Genomic DNA, 17,286 nt, shown 5'->3' on the forward strand with positions numbered 1-17,286 from the left:
GCGGCGCCGACGCGTCTATCCGGCCCCCGCCGCGCCCGGAACGATCAGGAGATCGCCTTCGAGCGTATCGAGCAGCCGCTTGTCCATGCTGCCGATGAACGCGTCGAACAGGATGCCGTGCCCCTGGCTTCCGACGACGGTCAGGTCGCCGTGATGGTCCTCGACATGGTCGCTGATCAGCATTTCGGGCGTGCCGCGTTCGACAACGACGTCCAGCCGTTCGAGCAGCGCGGCGTCGATGCGGCTCTCGGCTCGCAGCATCGCCCTGGCTTCGTCGGCCTTGGCTCGCGATTCCGACGTGAAGTCGCGGTCGGTGAGATAGCCGGTGTAGGGCACGTCATATCCATGAAAAAGGGTCAGCGCTGCTGCGGGAAAAAAGGCCGAGGCGACGAGCGTCGCCTGGAGCGCGGCTTCGGAAAAATCGGTGGCGATCACGATCCGGCGATAGGGTCCGGCCGGGCGGTCGCGCACGACCAGTACCGGCACCGCGGCCCGGCGCACGAGGCGGCTGACGGTGTTGCCCAGGATCATCCGCCCCAGCGTCTCGTCGCGCGCGATGCCGGTGACGATCAGGTCGCAATGCTCATGTTCGGCGATCTCGACCAGCTTCGTGGCGGGATCGCCGGTTTCGACCACCACGCCGATATCGTCCGCGACGCTGGCGACATCGCGCGCCAGGCGCCAGTGCATCCGCTCGGCGGGCGTCGCCTGCCGGCGCCAGGAGGAGGGGCGGGGGTCGAGAAGGTCCGCGGGTTCGGGTTCGATCACCGTCGCGGCGGTAAGCTCCGCGCCCCATTCGCCCGCCAACTGCACGGCGCGGTCCAGCGCGCGGTCGCAGCGACAGCTGAGGTCGGTGGCAAGGAGAATGTGGCGGGGCGTGGTGTCGGTCATGGTCATTCCCGGATTTGCAGTCGCGTCATTGCAACAGGAGACGGCCGTGGCGGCGCTGGGATCGCCCGGCGCCGAAAGGGACGGCATGGACGAACCATGTCTCCTTCATACGATAACGACCGGGATTTCAACCGAGAATCCGACACGCCTGTCGGCGGCTCATCGAGAGTCGCAGGGATTCAGCCTCGCTGCACGTTCGCTGATCTTCCGTCCCCCTGAACTTGTTTGGCGTATATGCTCTTCAGATACGTAAGAGCTTGTTCCCCGGCGAAAGCCGGGGTCAGATGGCATGGCGCTGTCCCGCGTGGACCCCGGCTTTCGCCGGGGAACGATGCCCCGTCGAAGAGGGAGAACCTCACCGGATTTGGAACGATCCGCCCTAGCCGTGCAGGCTCATCAGCGAGTCCATCAGCCCGTCGTCGGCGCTCGAGCAGACGCCGAGGACGAGCGCCTCCTCGCAACCTTCGCCGACGACATAGGCATGCCCCATCGTCGAATCGATATAAATGCCCTGACCCTGCTCGAGCGTGACCGGATCGTAGAATTCGCTGTGCACCTCGATCCGCCCCTCGATGACGAAGATGAATTCCTCCCCCTGATGGCGGACGAGTTCGCCGAACTCGCTGGCGCTGCGCGCGCGGATGCGGGTGATGATGGGGAGCATCCGCTTTTGCCGCAGATCGGTGCAAAGATAGTGATAATCGTAATTGTCGGTCGTGACGCGCACCGCCTTTTCCTTCGTGCCGATGCTGCGGCGGCCCGTGACGCGCGGCGCGCTCTCTTCCTCGCCCTCGGCGAAAAGATCCGACATGCGGATGTTGAGTCGCTGGCTGAGCTGCTGGAGCTTGTCGTAGCTCAGGGTCAGCCGGTCGTGCTCGACCTTCGACAGCGTCGACACGGGGATACCTGATTTCGCGCTCATTTCCTTGAGCGTCCAGCCGTTTCGCGAGCGAATTCCGCGCATCACCGCGCCGAGCGTCGGCGGGTTCGAACGGTCCGCCATCAGTTTTTCCATTCCATGTTTGACAATTTTCCAATCAGGATCATTATGTCCCCAATGGGCCAATAGGTGTTGGCTCCTTGGTAAGGGGTCGCGCGGCTCGCTGCAAGGTTTCAGAGGGCGCGCCAGAAAAAGGGGGAAAGCGATGCGTTTCATCCGAAAGGCCATGATCGGGCTCGCCGCGCTCGCCGCAGTGCCGCTCGCCGCACAGGGGCCGGTCCCGGCGCCGACCGTCAAGAAGGTCGAGGCGGCGCCGCTGCCGGCGGCGAAACCCGCTCAGGCGGCTACGCTCAGTTCGGCCGATCTCGAAGCCTTCCTCGACGGCTTCCTGCCCTACGCGCTCGAACGCGCGCGCATTCCAGGCGCGGTCGTCGTGGTCGTGCGCGGCGATCAGGTCGTGCTCGAAAAGGGCTATGGTTATGCCGACGTCGCCAAGCGCAAGCCCGTCCTGCCGGAGACCACGCTTTTCCGACCGGGATCGGTGTCGAAGCTCTTCACCTGGACCGCGGTGATGCAGCAGGTCGAGGCGGGCAAGCTCGACCTCGACAAGGATGTGAATGCCTATCTCGACTTCAAGATTCCGCCCTTCGAGGGCAAGCCGATCACGCTGCGCAACATCATGACGCATACGGCGGGCTTCGAGGAATCGGTCCGCCATCTGATCAGCAACGATCCGAAGGCGGTGATGACGCTCAAGCGGCAGATGCCGCTCGCGCTGCCGCAACGCGTCTTCGCGCCCGGCACGACGCCCGCCTATTCGAACTATGCCACCGCGCTCGCGGGCTATATCGTCGAGCGCGTCAGCGGCGAGCCGTTCGACGATTATATCGACAACCATATCTTCAGGCCGCTCGGCATGACGCATGCGACGTTCCGCCAGCCGCTTCCGAAGGCGCTCGCGCCCGACATGGCGGGCGGCTATCCCGACGTCACGCAAAAGGCGCGGCCGTTCGAGATGGTCATTCCGGCGCCGGCGGGCAGCCTGTCGGCGAGCGGCGCCGACATGGGCAAGTTCATGATCGCGCACCTCAATGACGGCGCGGGTCTGCTGAAGCCCGAAACCGCGAAGATGATGCACGATTTCAAGGCGCCCGGTGTCGGCCCGCTCAACAGCATGGCGCTCGGCTTCTACGAACAATGGGTCAACGGTCACCGTGCGATCGCGCATGGCGGCGATACCGTCTGGTTCCATTCCTATCTGTGGCTGTTCCCCGATGCCGACATCGGCGTCTTCATTTCGATGAACAGCCCGGGCAAGGAAGGCGCGGCGGGCGCGATCCGCAGCGCGCTGTTCCATAAATTCGCCGATCGCTACCTGCCGGGCGCGGAGAAGCCGGGGCAGGTCGACGCGAAGACCGCGCGGCAGCATGCCGAGATGATGGTCGGCCATTACGTCAGCAGCCGCGGTTCCTTCACCAATTTCATGAGCCTGTTCGGCCTGCTCGGCCAGCCCGCCGTGTCGCTGACCGAAGACGGCAAGATCACGGTACCGGGGCTCGAAGGCCTGAGCGCCGGGGCGCGCGACTGGGTCGAGGTCGAGCCTTTCGTGTGGCGCGACACGAACACGGGCGAACGTCTCGCCGCAGAGGTGAAGGACGGCCGCGTCGTGCGCTGGAGCCTTGATGCCGGATCGCCCTTCATGGTGTTCGAGCCCGCACCCGCCGGCGTCAACGCGGCATGGCTCAACCCGGCGCTCATCTTCGCGCTCGGCATCACGCTGCTTGCGGCGCTCGCCTGGCCGGTGCGCGCGTTGGTCCGGCGCAGCTTCGCTGCGAATTTCGTGCTCGAAGGCAAAGCGCTGCGCGCCTATCGCCTGTCGCGCGTCTTCGCGTGGCTGGTGCTGGCCGCGGTCATCGGCTGGGCGGGGCTCGTTGCCGTCTTCTCGGCCGATATCGGCAGCATCGGCGGCCCGCTCGACTGGTTGATCCACCTGCTGCGCATCCTGACGCCGGTCGCCGCCTTCGGCCTGCTGGCGGCGGCGGCGTGGCACCTGTGGCTCAGCATCCAGGGCAAGCGCCGCTGGACGATGAAGCTCGGCGCGGTGCTGCTGGTCCTCGCGGGGCTGGTCCTCGCCTGGGTGACGCTCGCCTTCCATCTCTATGGCTTCGGGATGGTCTATTGATGGCGACGCAGCCTGCACCCACCCTGGCGCTCGACCTGCGGGTCGAGCGCTTTCCCTATCACCAGCCGTTCCGCATTTCGGGCCATGTCTTCACCGAGACCGCGCTGCTCGTCGCCGAACTGTCGGACGGGACGCATGTCGGGCGCGGCGAGGGTGCCGGCGTCTATTATCTGGGCGACGACATCGATCATATGCTTGGCGAGGCGATGCGCGCGCGCGAGGCGATCGAGGGTGGCGCGACGCGCGGCGACCTGCAGCATCTCCTGCCGCCGGGCGGCGCGCGCAACGCGCTCGACTGCGCCTTCTGGGACCTGGAGGCGAAGCAGCAGAGCCGGCCGGTCTGGGACCTCGCCGGCCTCGACCCGCCGAAGGCGCTGCGCTCGACCCTGACGCTCGGCGCCGACGATCCGGAGGTCATGGCAAAGGCGGCGCTGGCAATCGACGCGCAGGCGCCGGTGAAGGTCAAGCTGACCGGCGATCTGGCCGACGATATCGCGCGCGTCTCCGCGATCCGCGCCGCGCGTCCCGACGCCTGGATCGGTGTCGATGCGAACCAGGGCTATGACATCCGGACGCTCGCCGACCTGTTGCCGGTGCTTGTCGAGATGCGCGTCGCGCAGCTCGAACAGCCGCTGCCGCGCGGACGCGAGGCCGATCTCGACGGTGTCAAGCGGCCGCTCCCCTTCGTCGCCGACGAAAGCGCGCTGTCGCTCGCCGACACCGCGTCGCTCGTCGGGCGTTTCGACGTCGTGAACATCAAGCTCGACAAGTGCGGCGGGCTGACCGAAGGGCTCGCGATCGCGCGGCAGGCGCGGACGCTCGGCCTCGACGTGATGGTCGGCAACATGATGGGGACCAGCCTGTCGATGGCGCCCTCCTACCTCGTCGGGCAGCTTTGCGACATCGTCGACCTCGACGGGCCGACCTTCCTCGCGCGCGACCGCGATCCCGGCGTCGAATATCGCGGCGGCAGGATCCATTGTCCCGCCGGCATTTGGGGTGACTGACAAATTTATGTCCTAAACGGGTTGACAATTTTCTGATTAGGACAATAGTCTAGAAATCGAAATTTCCTGGGTGGAGGATGGAATGACGCGATCATTCCGGGTAACGCGCCGCGCGGCCATCGCGGGCGCGGTCGGTGCCGCTTTGTCCGCGCCGATGATCAACAGGGGCATCTATGCCTTCGCGGCCGATCCGGCGCACGCCTATTCGCGCCGTGCGGTCGACCTCGTCGCATCGTCGCTGGTCATCGACATGCTGGCACCGCTCAAGATCACGACGTCGCCCGCCTATGTCGCGCATCGCCTGACCGACGCCGAAGCCGCCGAATTCCGCGCCAGCGGCATCACCGGCTTTCACAACGCCTATGGCCTTGGCGGCCCCGGCGCGAAGGCGCAGGCGCTCGAATATATGGCCGGCTGGCAGGGTTTCGTCGGGCGCAACAGTCACGTCTTCACGCTCGTCGACACCGCCGACGATCTCGACCGGGCGAAGAGGGACGGCAAATGCGCCGTCATCATGGGCATCCAGAACGCCGACCAGTTCGAGGCGGTCGAGGATGTCGCGACCTTCCGCCGCCTCGGCCTGCGCTGCGCGCAGCTCACCTACAACAGCCAGAACATGATCGGGTCGGGCAGCACCGATCGCGTCGACGGCGGCGTCAGCGACTATGGCGCGGCGATCATCGCGGCGATGGAGGCGGAGCGCATGCTCGTCGACGTGTCGCATTGCGGCGACCGGACGACCCTCGACGCGATTGCGATCGCGCGGGGGCCGATCGCGATCACCCACAGCAATGCCCGCGCGATCGCCGGCCATCCGCGTGCCAAGGCCGACGAGGCGATCCGCGCGCTCGCGGCGAAGGGCGGGGTGATGGGAATCACCGGGGTGCGGATGTTCGTGCGCGCGACCGACCCGACCGACGTCGGGCATATGGCGGACCATGTCGACCATGTCGCGAAGCTGGTCGGGGTCGAGCATGTCGGCATCGGCTCGGACGCTGACCTCAACGGCTATGACGACATGAAGCCCGACGAATATGCGCTGCTGAAAGCGGGCTACAAGGGCAGCTACGCCTTTCGCGACAAGATCGACATCGATGGATTCGACCATCCGCGCAAGGTCTTCGACCTGACCGAGGAACTGATCCGCCGGGGCTATTCCAACGACAACATCGGGGCCGTGCTCGGGGGCAACTTCCGCCGCCTGCTCGCCCAAGTCTGGGGGTAAGACGATGAAAAAGAGGTATTTTGTTGCGGTCAGCCTGATCGCTCTGACGACCGCGGTCCCCGCGCAGGCGCAGGAGGCAGCGGCGACCGGAAGTAGCGGCGAGATCGTCGTCACCGCACAGAAGCGCGTGCAGAACGTGCAGGACGTGCCGATCGCGATCAGCGTCGTCGCGGGCGAGGAACTGCAGGAGCAGGGCTCGGCCTCGCTCGTCGACTATGCGGGCTATGTTCCCGGGATGAACGTCAGCAACAGCGGCACGCCCGGCCAGACGACGATCACCCTGCGCGGCGTCGCGCCGCTCAACGCGGGCCAGACCGTCGGCATCTATCTCGACGACGCGCCGGTCGGATCGAGCGCGCTCTACAACCGCGCCGGGCAGTTCACGATCGACCTGATGCCCTATGACCTCGAACGCATCGAGGTGCTCAAGGGGCCGCAGGGGACGCTCTACGGCGCGAGCTCGATCGGCGGGCTGGTCAAATATGTCACCGTCCAGCCGGACGCGCGGGCGTTCCGCGTGCGCGCCGGGATCGAAGGCTTTGGCATCAAGGGCGGCGACGGTCTCGGCTGGGGCGGGCAGGCGTTCGTCAACGTCCCGGTCGTCGAGGACCAGCTGGCGGTCACCGGCAGCTTCGCCTGGCGCAGCACCCCGGGATGGGTCGGCAGCGTCAACAATGCCGCGCTGAAGGACCAGAATGATTATGAGCAGCGCGGCGGCCGCGTCGCGCTGTTGTGGCAGCCGACGGCCGAACTCAGCGTGAAGCTGGCGGGCATCTGGCAATCGCTCGATTCCGACGGCAACGGGATTTATGCCGCCGACCTCACCGGCGTGCGGCTCGGCGACGGGCGCTCGTACAACAATTACGTCCCCGAATCCTACGACATCGACCTCGATTATTATTCGGCGACGATCGATTATGATTTCGGCGCCGCGACGCTGACCTCGGCGACGACCTACAGCAAGACGCAGAGCCGCCAGCTTCAGGACGCGAGCTATGCCTTCGGCGTGCTCTTCCCGTTCATCACCGATCCGCCGATCGACGCCGGCATCACGCCCTTCCATCTCGACCTCGGGCTCCGCAAATGGACCCAGGAACTGCGGCTCGCCTCGCCGAGCGGTGGCCGCTTCGAATGGATGATCGGCGGCTTCTACACCGACGAGAAAACCAGCAATGCGCAGCTCGTGCATTCCTATGACATGGACGGCAATCTGATCGCTTCGCTCGATCCGCTCGCGACCGTGGGCCTGCCCGCGACCTACAAGGAATATGCGGTCTTCGGGAACGGCACCTTCAAGTTCAGCGACCGGTTCGAAATCACCGCCGGGTTGCGCTGGGCGCGCAACGAGCAGACCTTCCGCCAGATCAGTTCGGGCGCGATTGTCCCGTCCGCCGACGATCCGGGCACCTCGGCCGAGAGCGTGTGGACCTTCTCGGTCAGCCCGCAGTTCCACATCACCCCGGATGCGATGCTCTATGCGCGCGTCGCGACCGGCTATCGCCCCGGCGGCCCGAACGTCATCGTCCCCAACGTCCCGCCGAGCGTCGATGCCGACCGCATGACCAATTACGAGGTCGGGCTGAAGGCCGACCTAGCCGACCGGGCGGTGACGATCGACGTCGCGGGGTTCTGGATGGACTGGACCGACATCCAGGTCACGCGCGCCTTCGGCGGCGTGTCGGGCGGCGCGAACGGCGGCAAGGCGACCAGCAAGGGTTTCGAAGGCAATATCGCGTTCCGTCCCGTGCCGGGGCTGACGATCACCGCGACGGGCAGCTACACCGACGCCGGGCTCAGCGAGGATGTGCCCGAGATCAGCGGCGTCGACGGCGACCGCCTGCCCGCGGTACCCAGGTTCAGCGGCGCGCTGCGCGCCGACTATGAATTCGGGCTCGGCGGCGGCACGCGGGGCAGCTTCGGCGCGGGCATCCGCCATGCGAGCAGCCGGCTCTCGCTGGTCGAGAGCGACCCGCTCGTCGCGCGTGCCAGACCCTATACGTCGGTCGATCTCAACGCGTCGCTGGTGTTCGACGACCACTGGACGCTGCGGGCCTATGCGCGCAATCTGCTCGACAACAAGGGCGAGATGGCGCGCACGACGATGGCCGACGGACTCAACCGGCCGAGTTTCCTCGCCATCTCGCCGTTGCAGCCCCGGACGATCGGCGTCGCGCTCGACATGGCCTTTTGACGCGAACGGAGTGAAAAAGATGAATGCCCCCCTCGGCAGGCTGGCCGACAGCCTGACACTGCCGCAACCCTATCTCCTGTTCCTCGGCGATACGACCGAGGCGGGCTATGCCAAGACCGCCTTCGGCCTCGCCGACTGGGCCGCGGACCGCTGCGTCGGCGAATGGTCGGCGCCCGGCTGCACGGTCAGCACCGGCCTGCCGCGCCTGTCGCCCGCCGATGCCCGCGCGGCCGGGGCCCGGTCGCTGGTGATCGGCGTTGCGAACCAGGGGGGCGTCATCGGCGATACGTGGGTGGCGGTGCTGGTCGAGGCGATGGAGGCCGGGCTCGACATCGTCAGCGGCCTGCACACCAGGCTGACGAGCGTTCCCGCGCTCGTCGAGGCCGCCCGGCGGACCGGGCGGCGGCTGATCGACGTCCGCACCCCGCCGCCGACGATCCCCATCGGCAACGGGCGCAAGCGCAGCGGCAAGCGGCTGCTCACCGTCGGCACCGATTGCGCGCTCGGCAAGAAATATACCGCGCTGGCGCTGCACCGGGCCTTTCGCGAACGCGGCATCGACGCCGACTTTCGCGCCACCGGCCAGACCGGCATCATGATCGCCGGCGGCGGCGTGCCGATGGACGCGGTGGTTTCGGATTTCGAGGCCGGGGCGGCGGAAATGCTCAGCCCCGACGCGCCCGACGACCATTGGGACCTGATCGAGGGGCAGGGATCGATCTTCAACCCCGCCTATGCCGCGGTGTCGCTCGGCCTGCTGCACGGCAGCCAGCCCGACGTGTTCGTCGTCTGCCACGACCCGACCCGCAAGGTGATCCTGGGAATGGAGAATTTCGCCCTGCCGAGCATCGAGGAGGTGATCGACCTGACAGTCCGGCTCGGCAGCCGCACCAATCCCGCGATCCGCTGCGGCGGTGTCAGCCTCAACACCTCGATCTTCGACGCCGACGGCGCCGAAGCGCTGATGGCGGCCGAGCGCAACCGGCTCGGCCTGCCGGTCGCCGACCCGATCCGCGGCGGTCCGGGCTTCGCCGCGCTCGTGGACGCCATTCTCGCATGACGGCGGGCGCGGCGAACCCCAACTGGTTCCAGCGCTTCCTGCTCCCTGGCTTCGCGCTGAAAGCCGTCATCATCGGCGGCGGCTATGCGACGGGGCGCGAGCTTGCCGAATATTTCGTGCCCTCGGGGCCGTGGGGCGGGCTCGCCGCGATGCTGCTCGCGACCGGCATCTGGAGCGTCATCGCCGCGCTGACCTTCGCGCTCGCGCGCCAACTCGGCGCATATGATTATCGCGCCTTCTTCAAGGGGCTTCTCGGCCCCGCCTGGGTCGCGTTCGAGGCGGCCTATATCGTCTTCGTCATCTTGATCCTCGCAGTGTTCGGCGCGGCGGCGGCGGCGATCGGCGCCGCCACCTTCGGCTGGCCCGAATGGGCGGGATCGGCGCTGCTGGCGGTGGCGATCGTCGCGGTCACCGCCTGGGGGACGGGCGCCGTCGAGCAGATGTTCAAATATGTCTCGATCCTTCTCTATACCGTCTACGGCCTGTTCCTGATCCTTGCGCTCGCCAGCTTCGGCGGGCTGATCGGGCAGGGGTTCGCCGCCGCGCCGCCGCCATCGGCAGGCTGGATGGCGGGGGGCATCACCTATGCGAGCTACAATATCGTCGGCGCGGTGGTTATCCTGCCGGTGCTGCGACATCTGACCAGCCAGCGCGACGCGGTCGTCGCGGGGCTGATCGCGGGGCCGCTGTCGATGCTGCCGGCGATCCTCTTCTTCGTCGCGATGATCGCCTTCTATCCCGCGATCGGGGCAGAGACCCTGCCGTCCGATTTCCTGCTGCGCCAGATGAAGGTGCCGGGCTTTCACATCCTGTTCCAGATGATGATCCTCGCGGCGCTGCTCGAAAGTGGCGCGGGCGCGGTGCACGCGATCAACGAGCGTATCTCGGGCGCGGTCGAGAGCCGGGGTCGGCCTGCGCTCGGCGCCGGCGCGCGGGCGCTGATCGGCGCGGTGATCCTGACCGGCTGCATGTTCGTCGCGGGCGAGATCGGCCTCGTCGAGCTCATCGCCAGCGGATACCGCTTCCTCGCCTGGCTGTTTCTCGCCGTCTTTGTCGTGCCGCTCATCACTCTCGGCACCTGGCGCCTGCTGCGTCCGTCGTCTGCTCCTCGAAGGGAGGTCTTGCCATGAAACCCGTTCGCCTGCTTGCCCTGTCGCTGCTGCTGTCGGCGGCCGCGCCCGTCTGGGCCGACCCGCCCGCCGACATTGGCGAAAGCGTCGAGGTGCTGCGGCAGAAGGTCGGCGCGCCCGGCGTCTCGATCGCGATCGTCGAGGACGGCAGGACCACGCTCGCGCGCGGCTGGGGCGTTCGCAAGCTCGGCGAGAGCGCGCCCATCGACGGTCAGACGATCTTCCAGACCGGATCGACCGGCAAGGCGATGACCGCCGCGGCGCTCGCGGTGCTCGTCGACGAAGGTCGGATCGGGTGGGACGACCCGGTGATCGAGCATATGCCGTGGTTCCGGATGTACGACCCGTGGGTAACGCGCGAGATCACGATCCGCGACCTGCTCGTCCACCGCAGCGGACTGGGACTGGGGCAGGGCGACCTGATGTTCGTGCCGCGCACCAGCCTGACCCGCAGGCAGACCGCCGAACGCGTCGCGTTCCTCAAGCCCCGGACGAGCTTCCGTTCGGCCTATGCCTATGACAATATCCTCTATGCGGTCGCGGGGCAGTTGATCGAGGAGGTCACTGGTCAGACCTGGGAGGATTTCACCCGCGAGCGCGTGCTGCGCGCGGGCGGCATGAAGAATGCGACGAGCGACAGCGAAGACCGCTTCCGCATCGCGAACCGGAGCTGGCCGCACGCGCGCCTGTCGGGCGTGCTGCGCGGGATCGGGCCGCAGCAGGCGCTCGACGAGCGCGACGAGCTCGGCCGCAACGGCGCGCCCGCGGGCGGCCTCGCGCTCAGCGCCGAAGATATGGCGGCGTGGCTCAATATCCAGCTCGCGCACGGCGCGCTCCCCGACGGCAAGCGATTGTTCAGCGAGAAGCAGGCGGCCGAGATGTGGGCGCCGGTGACACCGATGCCGATCACCCCGCTGCCCGATACGCTGAAACCCGCGCAGCCGACGCAGCAGGCCTATGCGCTCGGCTGGCAGGTGCAGGACTATCGCGGCCACCGCATCATCCAGCATAGCGGCGGCGTTTTCGGGTCGATCACCCGCGTCGTGATGATCCCCGACAAGAATGTCGGTTTCGCGATCATGATGAACAGCGAGGACAGCGGCATGCTGCTCGGCCTGACCTACGAACTGCTAGACCATTATCTGGACCAGCCCGACTATGGCTGGACCCGGAAATGGGAGGATTGGTATCAGGCGCGGCTCGCGGGTGGGGTCGAATATCTCAAGCAGGCGAAGGCGTCGCCCGCCAAATCGGGCCCGTCGCTGCCGCTCGCGGGCTATGCGGGGCGCTACCGCGATCCCTGGTATGGCGACGTCGTGATCGGGGCGGGCGCGAAGGGGCTGAGCATCGACTTCACCTCGACGCCGCGGATGGCGGGGCGCCTCAAGCATTGGCAGTATGACAGCTTTGTCACCGATTTCGACGATCCGGCGATAGAGCCCGCCTATGTCACCTTCGCGCTCGATGCCGGGGGCAAGGTGACCGGGGTGACGATGAAAGCGGTCAGCCAGATCGCCGATTTCAGTTGGGACTATCACGACCTCGACCTGAAGCCTGTGGAGGACAAGAAGTGAAACGCATCGCCATTCTGCTCGGCGCGACCGCGCTCGCCGCCTGTTCGACCGGCGGCGACAAGCCGAAGGCCGCCGAGGCACCGCTGCACAGCCGGATGCTCGTGCTCGACACCCACCTCGACACGCCGCTCCATTTCGATCGGCAGGGATGGAATTTCGCCGACCGCCACATCCTCGCGACCGACCTGTCGCAACTCGACATCCCGCGGATGAAGGACGGCAATCTCGATGGCGGCTTCTTCGCCATCTACACCGATCAGGGACCGCTGACCGCGGCGGGCTATGCCGCCGCGCTCGCGCACGCTCGCAAGCGTTCGGACAGCATCGACCGGATGATCGCCGCCAACAGCGGCGCCATCGGCGCGGCGCGCACCGCCGACGATGCGCGGCGGCTCGACAGGGAAGGCAAGCTGATCGCCTTCAAGTCGATAGAGAACAGCTATCCGCTGGGCGAGGACCTGTCGCTGCTCAGCGAGTTCTACGACAAGGGCGTGCGTCTCGCGGGGCCGGTGCACGGGCTCAACAACCAGTTCGCCGACAGCGCGACCGACAAGCCGCGCTGGAACGGCCTCAGCCCGCTCGGCGAAAAGTGGGTGGCCGAGATGAACCGGCTCGGTATCGTCATCGACGCGAGCCATTCGTCCGATGCAACCTTCGATCAACTGCTCGCGCTGTCGAAATATCCGATCCTGCTTTCGCATTCGAGCCTGCGTTCGGCGCATAATCACCCGCGCAACCTCGACGAGGGGCGGCTGAAGGCGCTTGCGGCGAAGGGCGGCGCGATGTGCATCTCGACCATCTACATGTCGGAGATGAAGATGTCGCCGCCGCGCGCGAAGCTGTTCGCCGACTATGAGCGGATCGGCGAACTGGCCCCCGAAGCGCAGGCCGAACTGACGCGCCAGTGGCGCGAACTCGACAAGACCGAAACGATGTGGGCGGCGGACTTCGAGGATTATATGAAGATGGTGCTGCGCGCGATCGAGGTCGGCGGCGTCGATCATGTCTGCTTCGGAGCTGACTGGGACGGCGGCGGCGGGCTGAAGGGGATCGAGGATATTTCGGCGCTGCCGAAGGTCACCGAACGGCTGAAGCAGGCAGGCTATTCGGACGCCGATATCGAGAAGATGTGGAGCGGCAACATCCTGCGCGTCCTGGCCACACAGGGGAAGTAGCCGCCGGCGGTTATTTTTCGGGCCGTGGTCGCGGTTGCTTGAACAGCGCCGACGCCAGCGCGATCTTGCCCGTCCAGGTCTTGCCATAAGTCGGCGGGCGCGGCGCGGAGATGCGGTGATCCGGTTTGCCGGCATGCCCGTGACCTATGGCGTCAACATGAGTTTCAAGTTCCGATAGGCGCCCGCATTTGGCGCGGCGGCAGCCGTGCGCCATTCCCGCTTCGTGGCCGGACGCGGACGAAGCCCGCTTCCGGCCATTCGACCGTTCTCCGTCCGGTAAGGCGATGTCGAGATCGACATAGAGCAGGCCGAGTTCACCATAGCGGTCAAACCTCCCTCTCATGCTATGATCGGTCGGCGCAGCCGGCGCGCGGCTCATGGCGACGGAGGAGGACGCATGGCGAAGCATCGCATCTATTCGGTCAGCGTCGCGAGCGTTTATCCCCACTATATCGCCAAGGCGGAGAAAAAGGGGCGCACCAGGGCCGAGGTGGACGAGATCATCCGTTGGCTGACGGGATACAGCCAGAAGGCGCTGGACGATCGACTGGCGAAGCAGACGAGCTTCGAGGATTTCTTCGCCCAGGCGCCTCGAATGAATCCCTTGCGATCGCTGGTTACGGGCGTGATTTGCGGCGTTCGTCTCGAAGAGATTCAGGAGTCGACGATGCGGGAGATCCGTTATCTCGACAAGCTCGTCGACGAACTGGCCCGCGGGAAGGCCATGGCGAAAATCCTGCGCGGATAGTTCGAAGGAACTGCCCGGGTTCATCAGCCTTACCTTGCGTTGCGATCAATCTTGATCGACTTTTTCGATGAGAATGACGATTTTTATGAAGCTGATGAATTGAGCTTGCCGGTCTAACAGGGGGTATCGCCATTTCGAGAGGAGGAACTGCCATGACCAAGACGCATCCCGACGCCGGCCAGTGCCCGGTTTCCCATCTGACGACGGCATTCGGCGCGCCCGTGCCCGACAATCAGGACAGCCTGACCGCCGGCCCGCGCGGCCCGTTGCTCGCCCAGGACGTGTGGCTCAACGAGAAACTCGCCAATTTCGTGCGTGAGGTGATCCCGGAGCGGCGCATGCACGCCAAGGGTTCGGGCGCCTTCGGCACCTTCACCGTGACTCACGACATCAGCCGCTACACCCGCGCGAAAATCTTCAGCGAAGTGGGCAAGAAGACCGAGATGTTCGCGCGCTTCACCACCGTCGCGGGCGAGCGCGGCGCGGCCGACGCCGAGCGCGACATCCGCGGCTTCGCGCTGAAATTCTACACCGAGGAAGGCAATTGGGACATGGTGGGGAACAACACCCCGGTCTTCTTCCTGCGCGACCCGCGCAAATTCCCCGACCTCAACAAGGCGGTGAAGCGCGACCCGCGCACCAACATGCGCAGCGCCACCAACAACTGGGATTTCTGGACGCTGCTGCCCGAGGCGTTCCACCAGGTGACCGTCGTGATGTCCGACCGCGGCATCCCGAAAAGCTATCGCCACATGCACGGTTTCGGCAGCCACACCTACAGCTTCTGGAACGAGGCGGGCGAGCGCTTCTGGGTCAAGTTCCACTTCAGGACCCAGCAGGGCATCGCGAACCTGACCGATGCGGAGGCGGCGGCGCTGGTCGGCGGCGACCGCGAATCGCACCAGCGCGACCTGTACGAGGCGATCGAGCGCGGCGATTTCCCGAAATGGACGATGTATGTCCAGATCATGCCGGAGGCCGATGCCGAGACCTATCGCTTCCACCCCTTCGACCTGACCAAAGTGTGGTACAAGGCGGACTATCCGCTGATCGAGGTCGGTGAGTTCGAACTCAACCGCAATCCGGACAATTTCTTCGCCGATGTCGAACAGAGCGCTTTCGCGCCGTCAAACCTGGTGCCGGGAATCGGCGTGTCGCCCGACCGGATGCTGCAGGCGCGCCTGTTCAACTATGCCGATGCCCAGCGTTACCGGCTCGGGGTCAACTATCACCAGATTCCGGTCAACGCCGCGCGCTGCCCGGTGATGAGCAACCAGCGCGACGGCGCGGGACGGGTCGACGGCAATTACGGCAGCCGCCCGCATTACGAGCCGAACAGCTTCGGCCAGTGGCAGCAGCAGCCCGACTATGGCGAACCGCCGCTGCGCATCAGCGGCGACGCGGCGCACTGGAATTTCCGCGACGACGACGATGATTATTTCACCCAGCCGCGCAAGCTGTTCCAGCAGATGCGCCCGGAGCAACAGCAGGTGCTGTTCGACAATACGGCGCGGGCGATGGGCGATGCGCCGGCCTTCATCAAGCAGCGGCACATCGACAATTGCACCCGCTGCGACCCCGCCTATGGGGCCGGCGTCGCCGCGGCGCTGGGGATGACCGTCCGGCCTGCGGCCGAATTGCCGGCCGAGCCCGAAACGCCGCCGCAGAATTCGCGGCGTCAGGCTGCAACGATCGGGGGCTGACCGAAGCCGTCCTCCGACGCCGGCCGGGCAAGCGATCTCCGGCCATCGGCAAGGCAAGCCGATGGCTGGAGGTCGCTCCGACGCCTACGGCTCCTCACAAAGACGGTGATCCTTCCGGCCGCCAGCAGCGGACAGCTATCGAAGTTGACCGGCCTCATTTCGCGGAATTTGAGAGGATTTGCGACAATCTCTCTGTTGCTATTGAGAATCGTTCTGGATAGGGCGACTGCCATCGCGCTGTGCAACGGAACCTTTCGCCTATCATGTCCCGATCATCGTCACGTCAAGCCGGTCCGAAGCGCGGGCGCAAGGCTTTTTGGCTGAAACAGCTTCACACGTGGCACTGGATGAGCTCGGCGATCTGTCTGATCGGGCTGCTGCTGTTCGCGGTCACCGGCTTCACGCTGAACCATGCCGCCGATATCGAGGCGGCGCCGCAGGTGTCGGCGCGGACGGCGCAATTGCCCCCCCCGCTGCTCGATCAGCTCGCCAGGGCGGCCCCCGCCGGCGAGGCGGATGAAAAGGCGCCGCTGCCCCCGTCCGTCGCCGCGTGGGTCGAGGCGCATTTCCCCGTCAAGGTGTCGGCCGATGCCGAATGGTCGGACGGCGAAGTCTATCTGCCCGCGCCGCGTCCGGGCGGCGACGCCTGGGTCGCGATCGACCGCGCCACCGGTGCTGTCAGCGCGGAGATTACCGACCGCGGCTGGATCTCCTACCTCAACGACCTGCACAAGGGGCGCAATTCGGGCGGCGCGTGGAGCCTGTTCATCGACATCTTCGCCTTCGCCTGCCTGGTCTTCGCGATCACCGGGCTGTTCCTGCTTCAGCTTCACGCGGCCAAGCGCAGATCGACCTGGCCGATCGTCGCGGCCGGGCTTGCGATCCCCGCCGCAATCGCCATCGTCTCTATTCACTAGGAGGGCAACAGCCATGACTTCACCCATGCGGACGATCCTGATCGGCGGAACGCTGTCAGCCGTACTCGCGGCCCCGGCGCTGGCCGCCGCGCCGGGCACGATGGACGTGACCGTCACCATCCCGCGGCTCAAGGTCGCCGAATATCATCGGCCCTATGTCGCCATCTGGGTGGAGAAGGAGGGGGCCCCGGCCAAGACGGTCGCGGTCTGGTACGATTACGACATGAAGAATGGCGAGGGCACGAAATGGCTCCGCGACGTTCGCCAGTGGTGGCGCGTGTCGGGCCGCTCGATGACCTTTCCCGCGAACGGCGTCACTGGCGCGACGCGTGCACCCGGGACGCACAAGGTCAGCTTTTCGCGCGCGCAGCTCGGCGCGACGGTGCCGGGGCAATATACGCTGGTCATAGAGGCGGCGCGCGAGGTCGGGGGGCGCGAGCTGCTGCGCATCCCCTTCACCTGGCCGGCGAAGGCGGGCGCGGGCGGCCGCGCCGCGGGCACCAGCGAGCTGGGCGCCGTCTCCATCTCATTCCGTTGATACGA

15 protein-coding genes are annotated in these 17,286 nt (G+C 66.4%); 12 read left to right on the forward strand and 3 right to left on the reverse strand.

The window, feature by feature from the left end; all coding sequences use genetic code 11:
• Positions 1–15: 15 nt before the first annotated feature.
• Positions 16–891, reverse strand: a complete 876-nt coding sequence (locus C3E99_RS04570; protein WP_067106216.1) for a universal stress protein — start codon at positions 889–891, stop codon at positions 16–18.
• 379 nt (positions 892–1,270) lie between these two features.
• A complete protein-coding gene (locus C3E99_RS04575) occupies positions 1,271–1,894 on the reverse strand; it encodes a helix-turn-helix domain-containing protein (RefSeq protein ID WP_067106306.1) in 624 nt (207 codons plus the stop codon).
• Between the two features lie 142 nt (positions 1,895–2,036).
• Here C3E99_RS04575 and C3E99_RS04580 point away from each other — a divergent pair, with 142 nt between their 5' ends.
• From C3E99_RS04580 to C3E99_RS04615, 8 genes are all read left to right on the forward strand, one after another.
• Positions 2,037–4,013: a serine hydrolase domain-containing protein gene (locus C3E99_RS04580; protein WP_076074712.1), complete on the forward strand. Its 1,977-nt coding sequence runs from the start codon at positions 2,037–2,039 to the stop codon at positions 4,011–4,013.
• Complete coding sequence (locus C3E99_RS04585) at positions 4,013–5,020, forward strand: dipeptide epimerase (RefSeq protein WP_076074714.1); 1,008 nt, start codon at positions 4,013–4,015, stop codon at positions 5,018–5,020. The genes C3E99_RS04580 and C3E99_RS04585 overlap by 1 nt, the downstream gene beginning before the upstream one ends.
• An 82-nt stretch (positions 5,021–5,102) precedes the next feature.
• The gene (locus tag C3E99_RS04590; protein ID WP_104959468.1) at positions 5,103–6,245 is read left to right on the forward strand and encodes a dipeptidase; all 1,143 of its coding nucleotides are present in this window, start codon (positions 5,103–5,105) and stop codon (positions 6,243–6,245) included.
• 4 nt (positions 6,246–6,249) lie between these two features.
• Complete coding sequence (locus tag C3E99_RS04595) at positions 6,250–8,436, forward strand: TonB-dependent receptor (protein ID WP_083675052.1); 2,187 nt, start codon at positions 6,250–6,252, stop codon at positions 8,434–8,436.
• A gap of 19 nt (positions 8,437–8,455) precedes the next feature.
• Positions 8,456–9,496 (forward strand): DUF1611 domain-containing protein, encoded by a 1,041-nt coding sequence (locus tag C3E99_RS04600; RefSeq protein ID WP_076074716.1) that lies wholly within the window; start codon positions 8,456–8,458, stop codon positions 9,494–9,496.
• A complete protein-coding gene (locus C3E99_RS04605) occupies positions 9,493–10,626 on the forward strand; it encodes a YkvI family membrane protein (RefSeq protein ID WP_076074717.1) in 1,134 nt (377 codons plus the stop codon). The genes C3E99_RS04600 and C3E99_RS04605 overlap by 4 nt, the downstream gene beginning before the upstream one ends.
• Positions 10,623–12,200 (forward strand): serine hydrolase, encoded by a 1,578-nt coding sequence (locus C3E99_RS04610; protein ID WP_076074719.1) that lies wholly within the window; start codon positions 10,623–10,625, stop codon positions 12,198–12,200. The genes C3E99_RS04605 and C3E99_RS04610 overlap by 4 nt, the downstream gene beginning before the upstream one ends.
• Positions 12,197–13,375 (forward strand): dipeptidase, encoded by a 1,179-nt coding sequence (locus C3E99_RS04615; RefSeq protein WP_076074720.1) that lies wholly within the window; start codon positions 12,197–12,199, stop codon positions 13,373–13,375. Before C3E99_RS04610 ends, C3E99_RS04615 begins: the two co-directional genes overlap by 4 nt.
• A 10-nt stretch (positions 13,376–13,385) precedes the next feature.
• On the opposite strand, the gene C3E99_RS04620 is transcribed toward C3E99_RS04615, so the two are convergent.
• A complete protein-coding gene (locus C3E99_RS04620; protein WP_158682110.1) occupies positions 13,386–13,784 on the reverse strand; it encodes a hypothetical protein in 399 nt (132 codons plus the stop codon).
• Here C3E99_RS04620 and C3E99_RS04625 point away from each other — a divergent pair.
• The 4 genes from C3E99_RS04625 to C3E99_RS04640 all read left to right on the forward strand — a co-directional run bounded on the left by C3E99_RS04625 (position 13,773) and on the right by C3E99_RS04640 (position 17,281).
• On the forward strand, positions 13,773–14,123 hold the full coding sequence (locus C3E99_RS04625; RefSeq protein ID WP_076074722.1) for a DUF2200 domain-containing protein: 351 nt from the start codon (positions 13,773–13,775) through the stop codon (positions 14,121–14,123). The two genes, C3E99_RS04620 and C3E99_RS04625, sit on opposite strands and share 12 nt — an antisense overlap.
• A gap of 152 nt (positions 14,124–14,275) precedes the next feature.
• Positions 14,276–15,826 carry a catalase gene (locus C3E99_RS04630; RefSeq protein ID WP_067106253.1) on the forward strand — a complete coding sequence of 517 codons (1,551 nt, stop codon included), beginning with the start codon at positions 14,276–14,278 and terminating at the stop codon, positions 15,824–15,826.
• Between the two features lie 263 nt (positions 15,827–16,089).
• Positions 16,090–16,743 (forward strand): PepSY-associated TM helix domain-containing protein, encoded by a 654-nt coding sequence (locus C3E99_RS04635; protein ID WP_067106256.1) that lies wholly within the window; start codon positions 16,090–16,092, stop codon positions 16,741–16,743.
• 13 nt (positions 16,744–16,756) lie between these two features.
• Positions 16,757–17,281: a DUF2271 domain-containing protein gene (locus tag C3E99_RS04640; RefSeq protein WP_067106258.1), complete on the forward strand. Its 525-nt coding sequence runs from the start codon at positions 16,757–16,759 to the stop codon at positions 17,279–17,281.
• The last annotated feature ends 5 nt before the right edge of the window (positions 17,282–17,286 follow it).

Origin of the sequence: Sphingopyxis sp. MG, from assembly GCF_002953155.1 — a bacterium.
Lineage (GTDB): Bacteria > Pseudomonadota > Alphaproteobacteria > Sphingomonadales > Sphingomonadaceae > Sphingopyxis > Sphingopyxis granuli.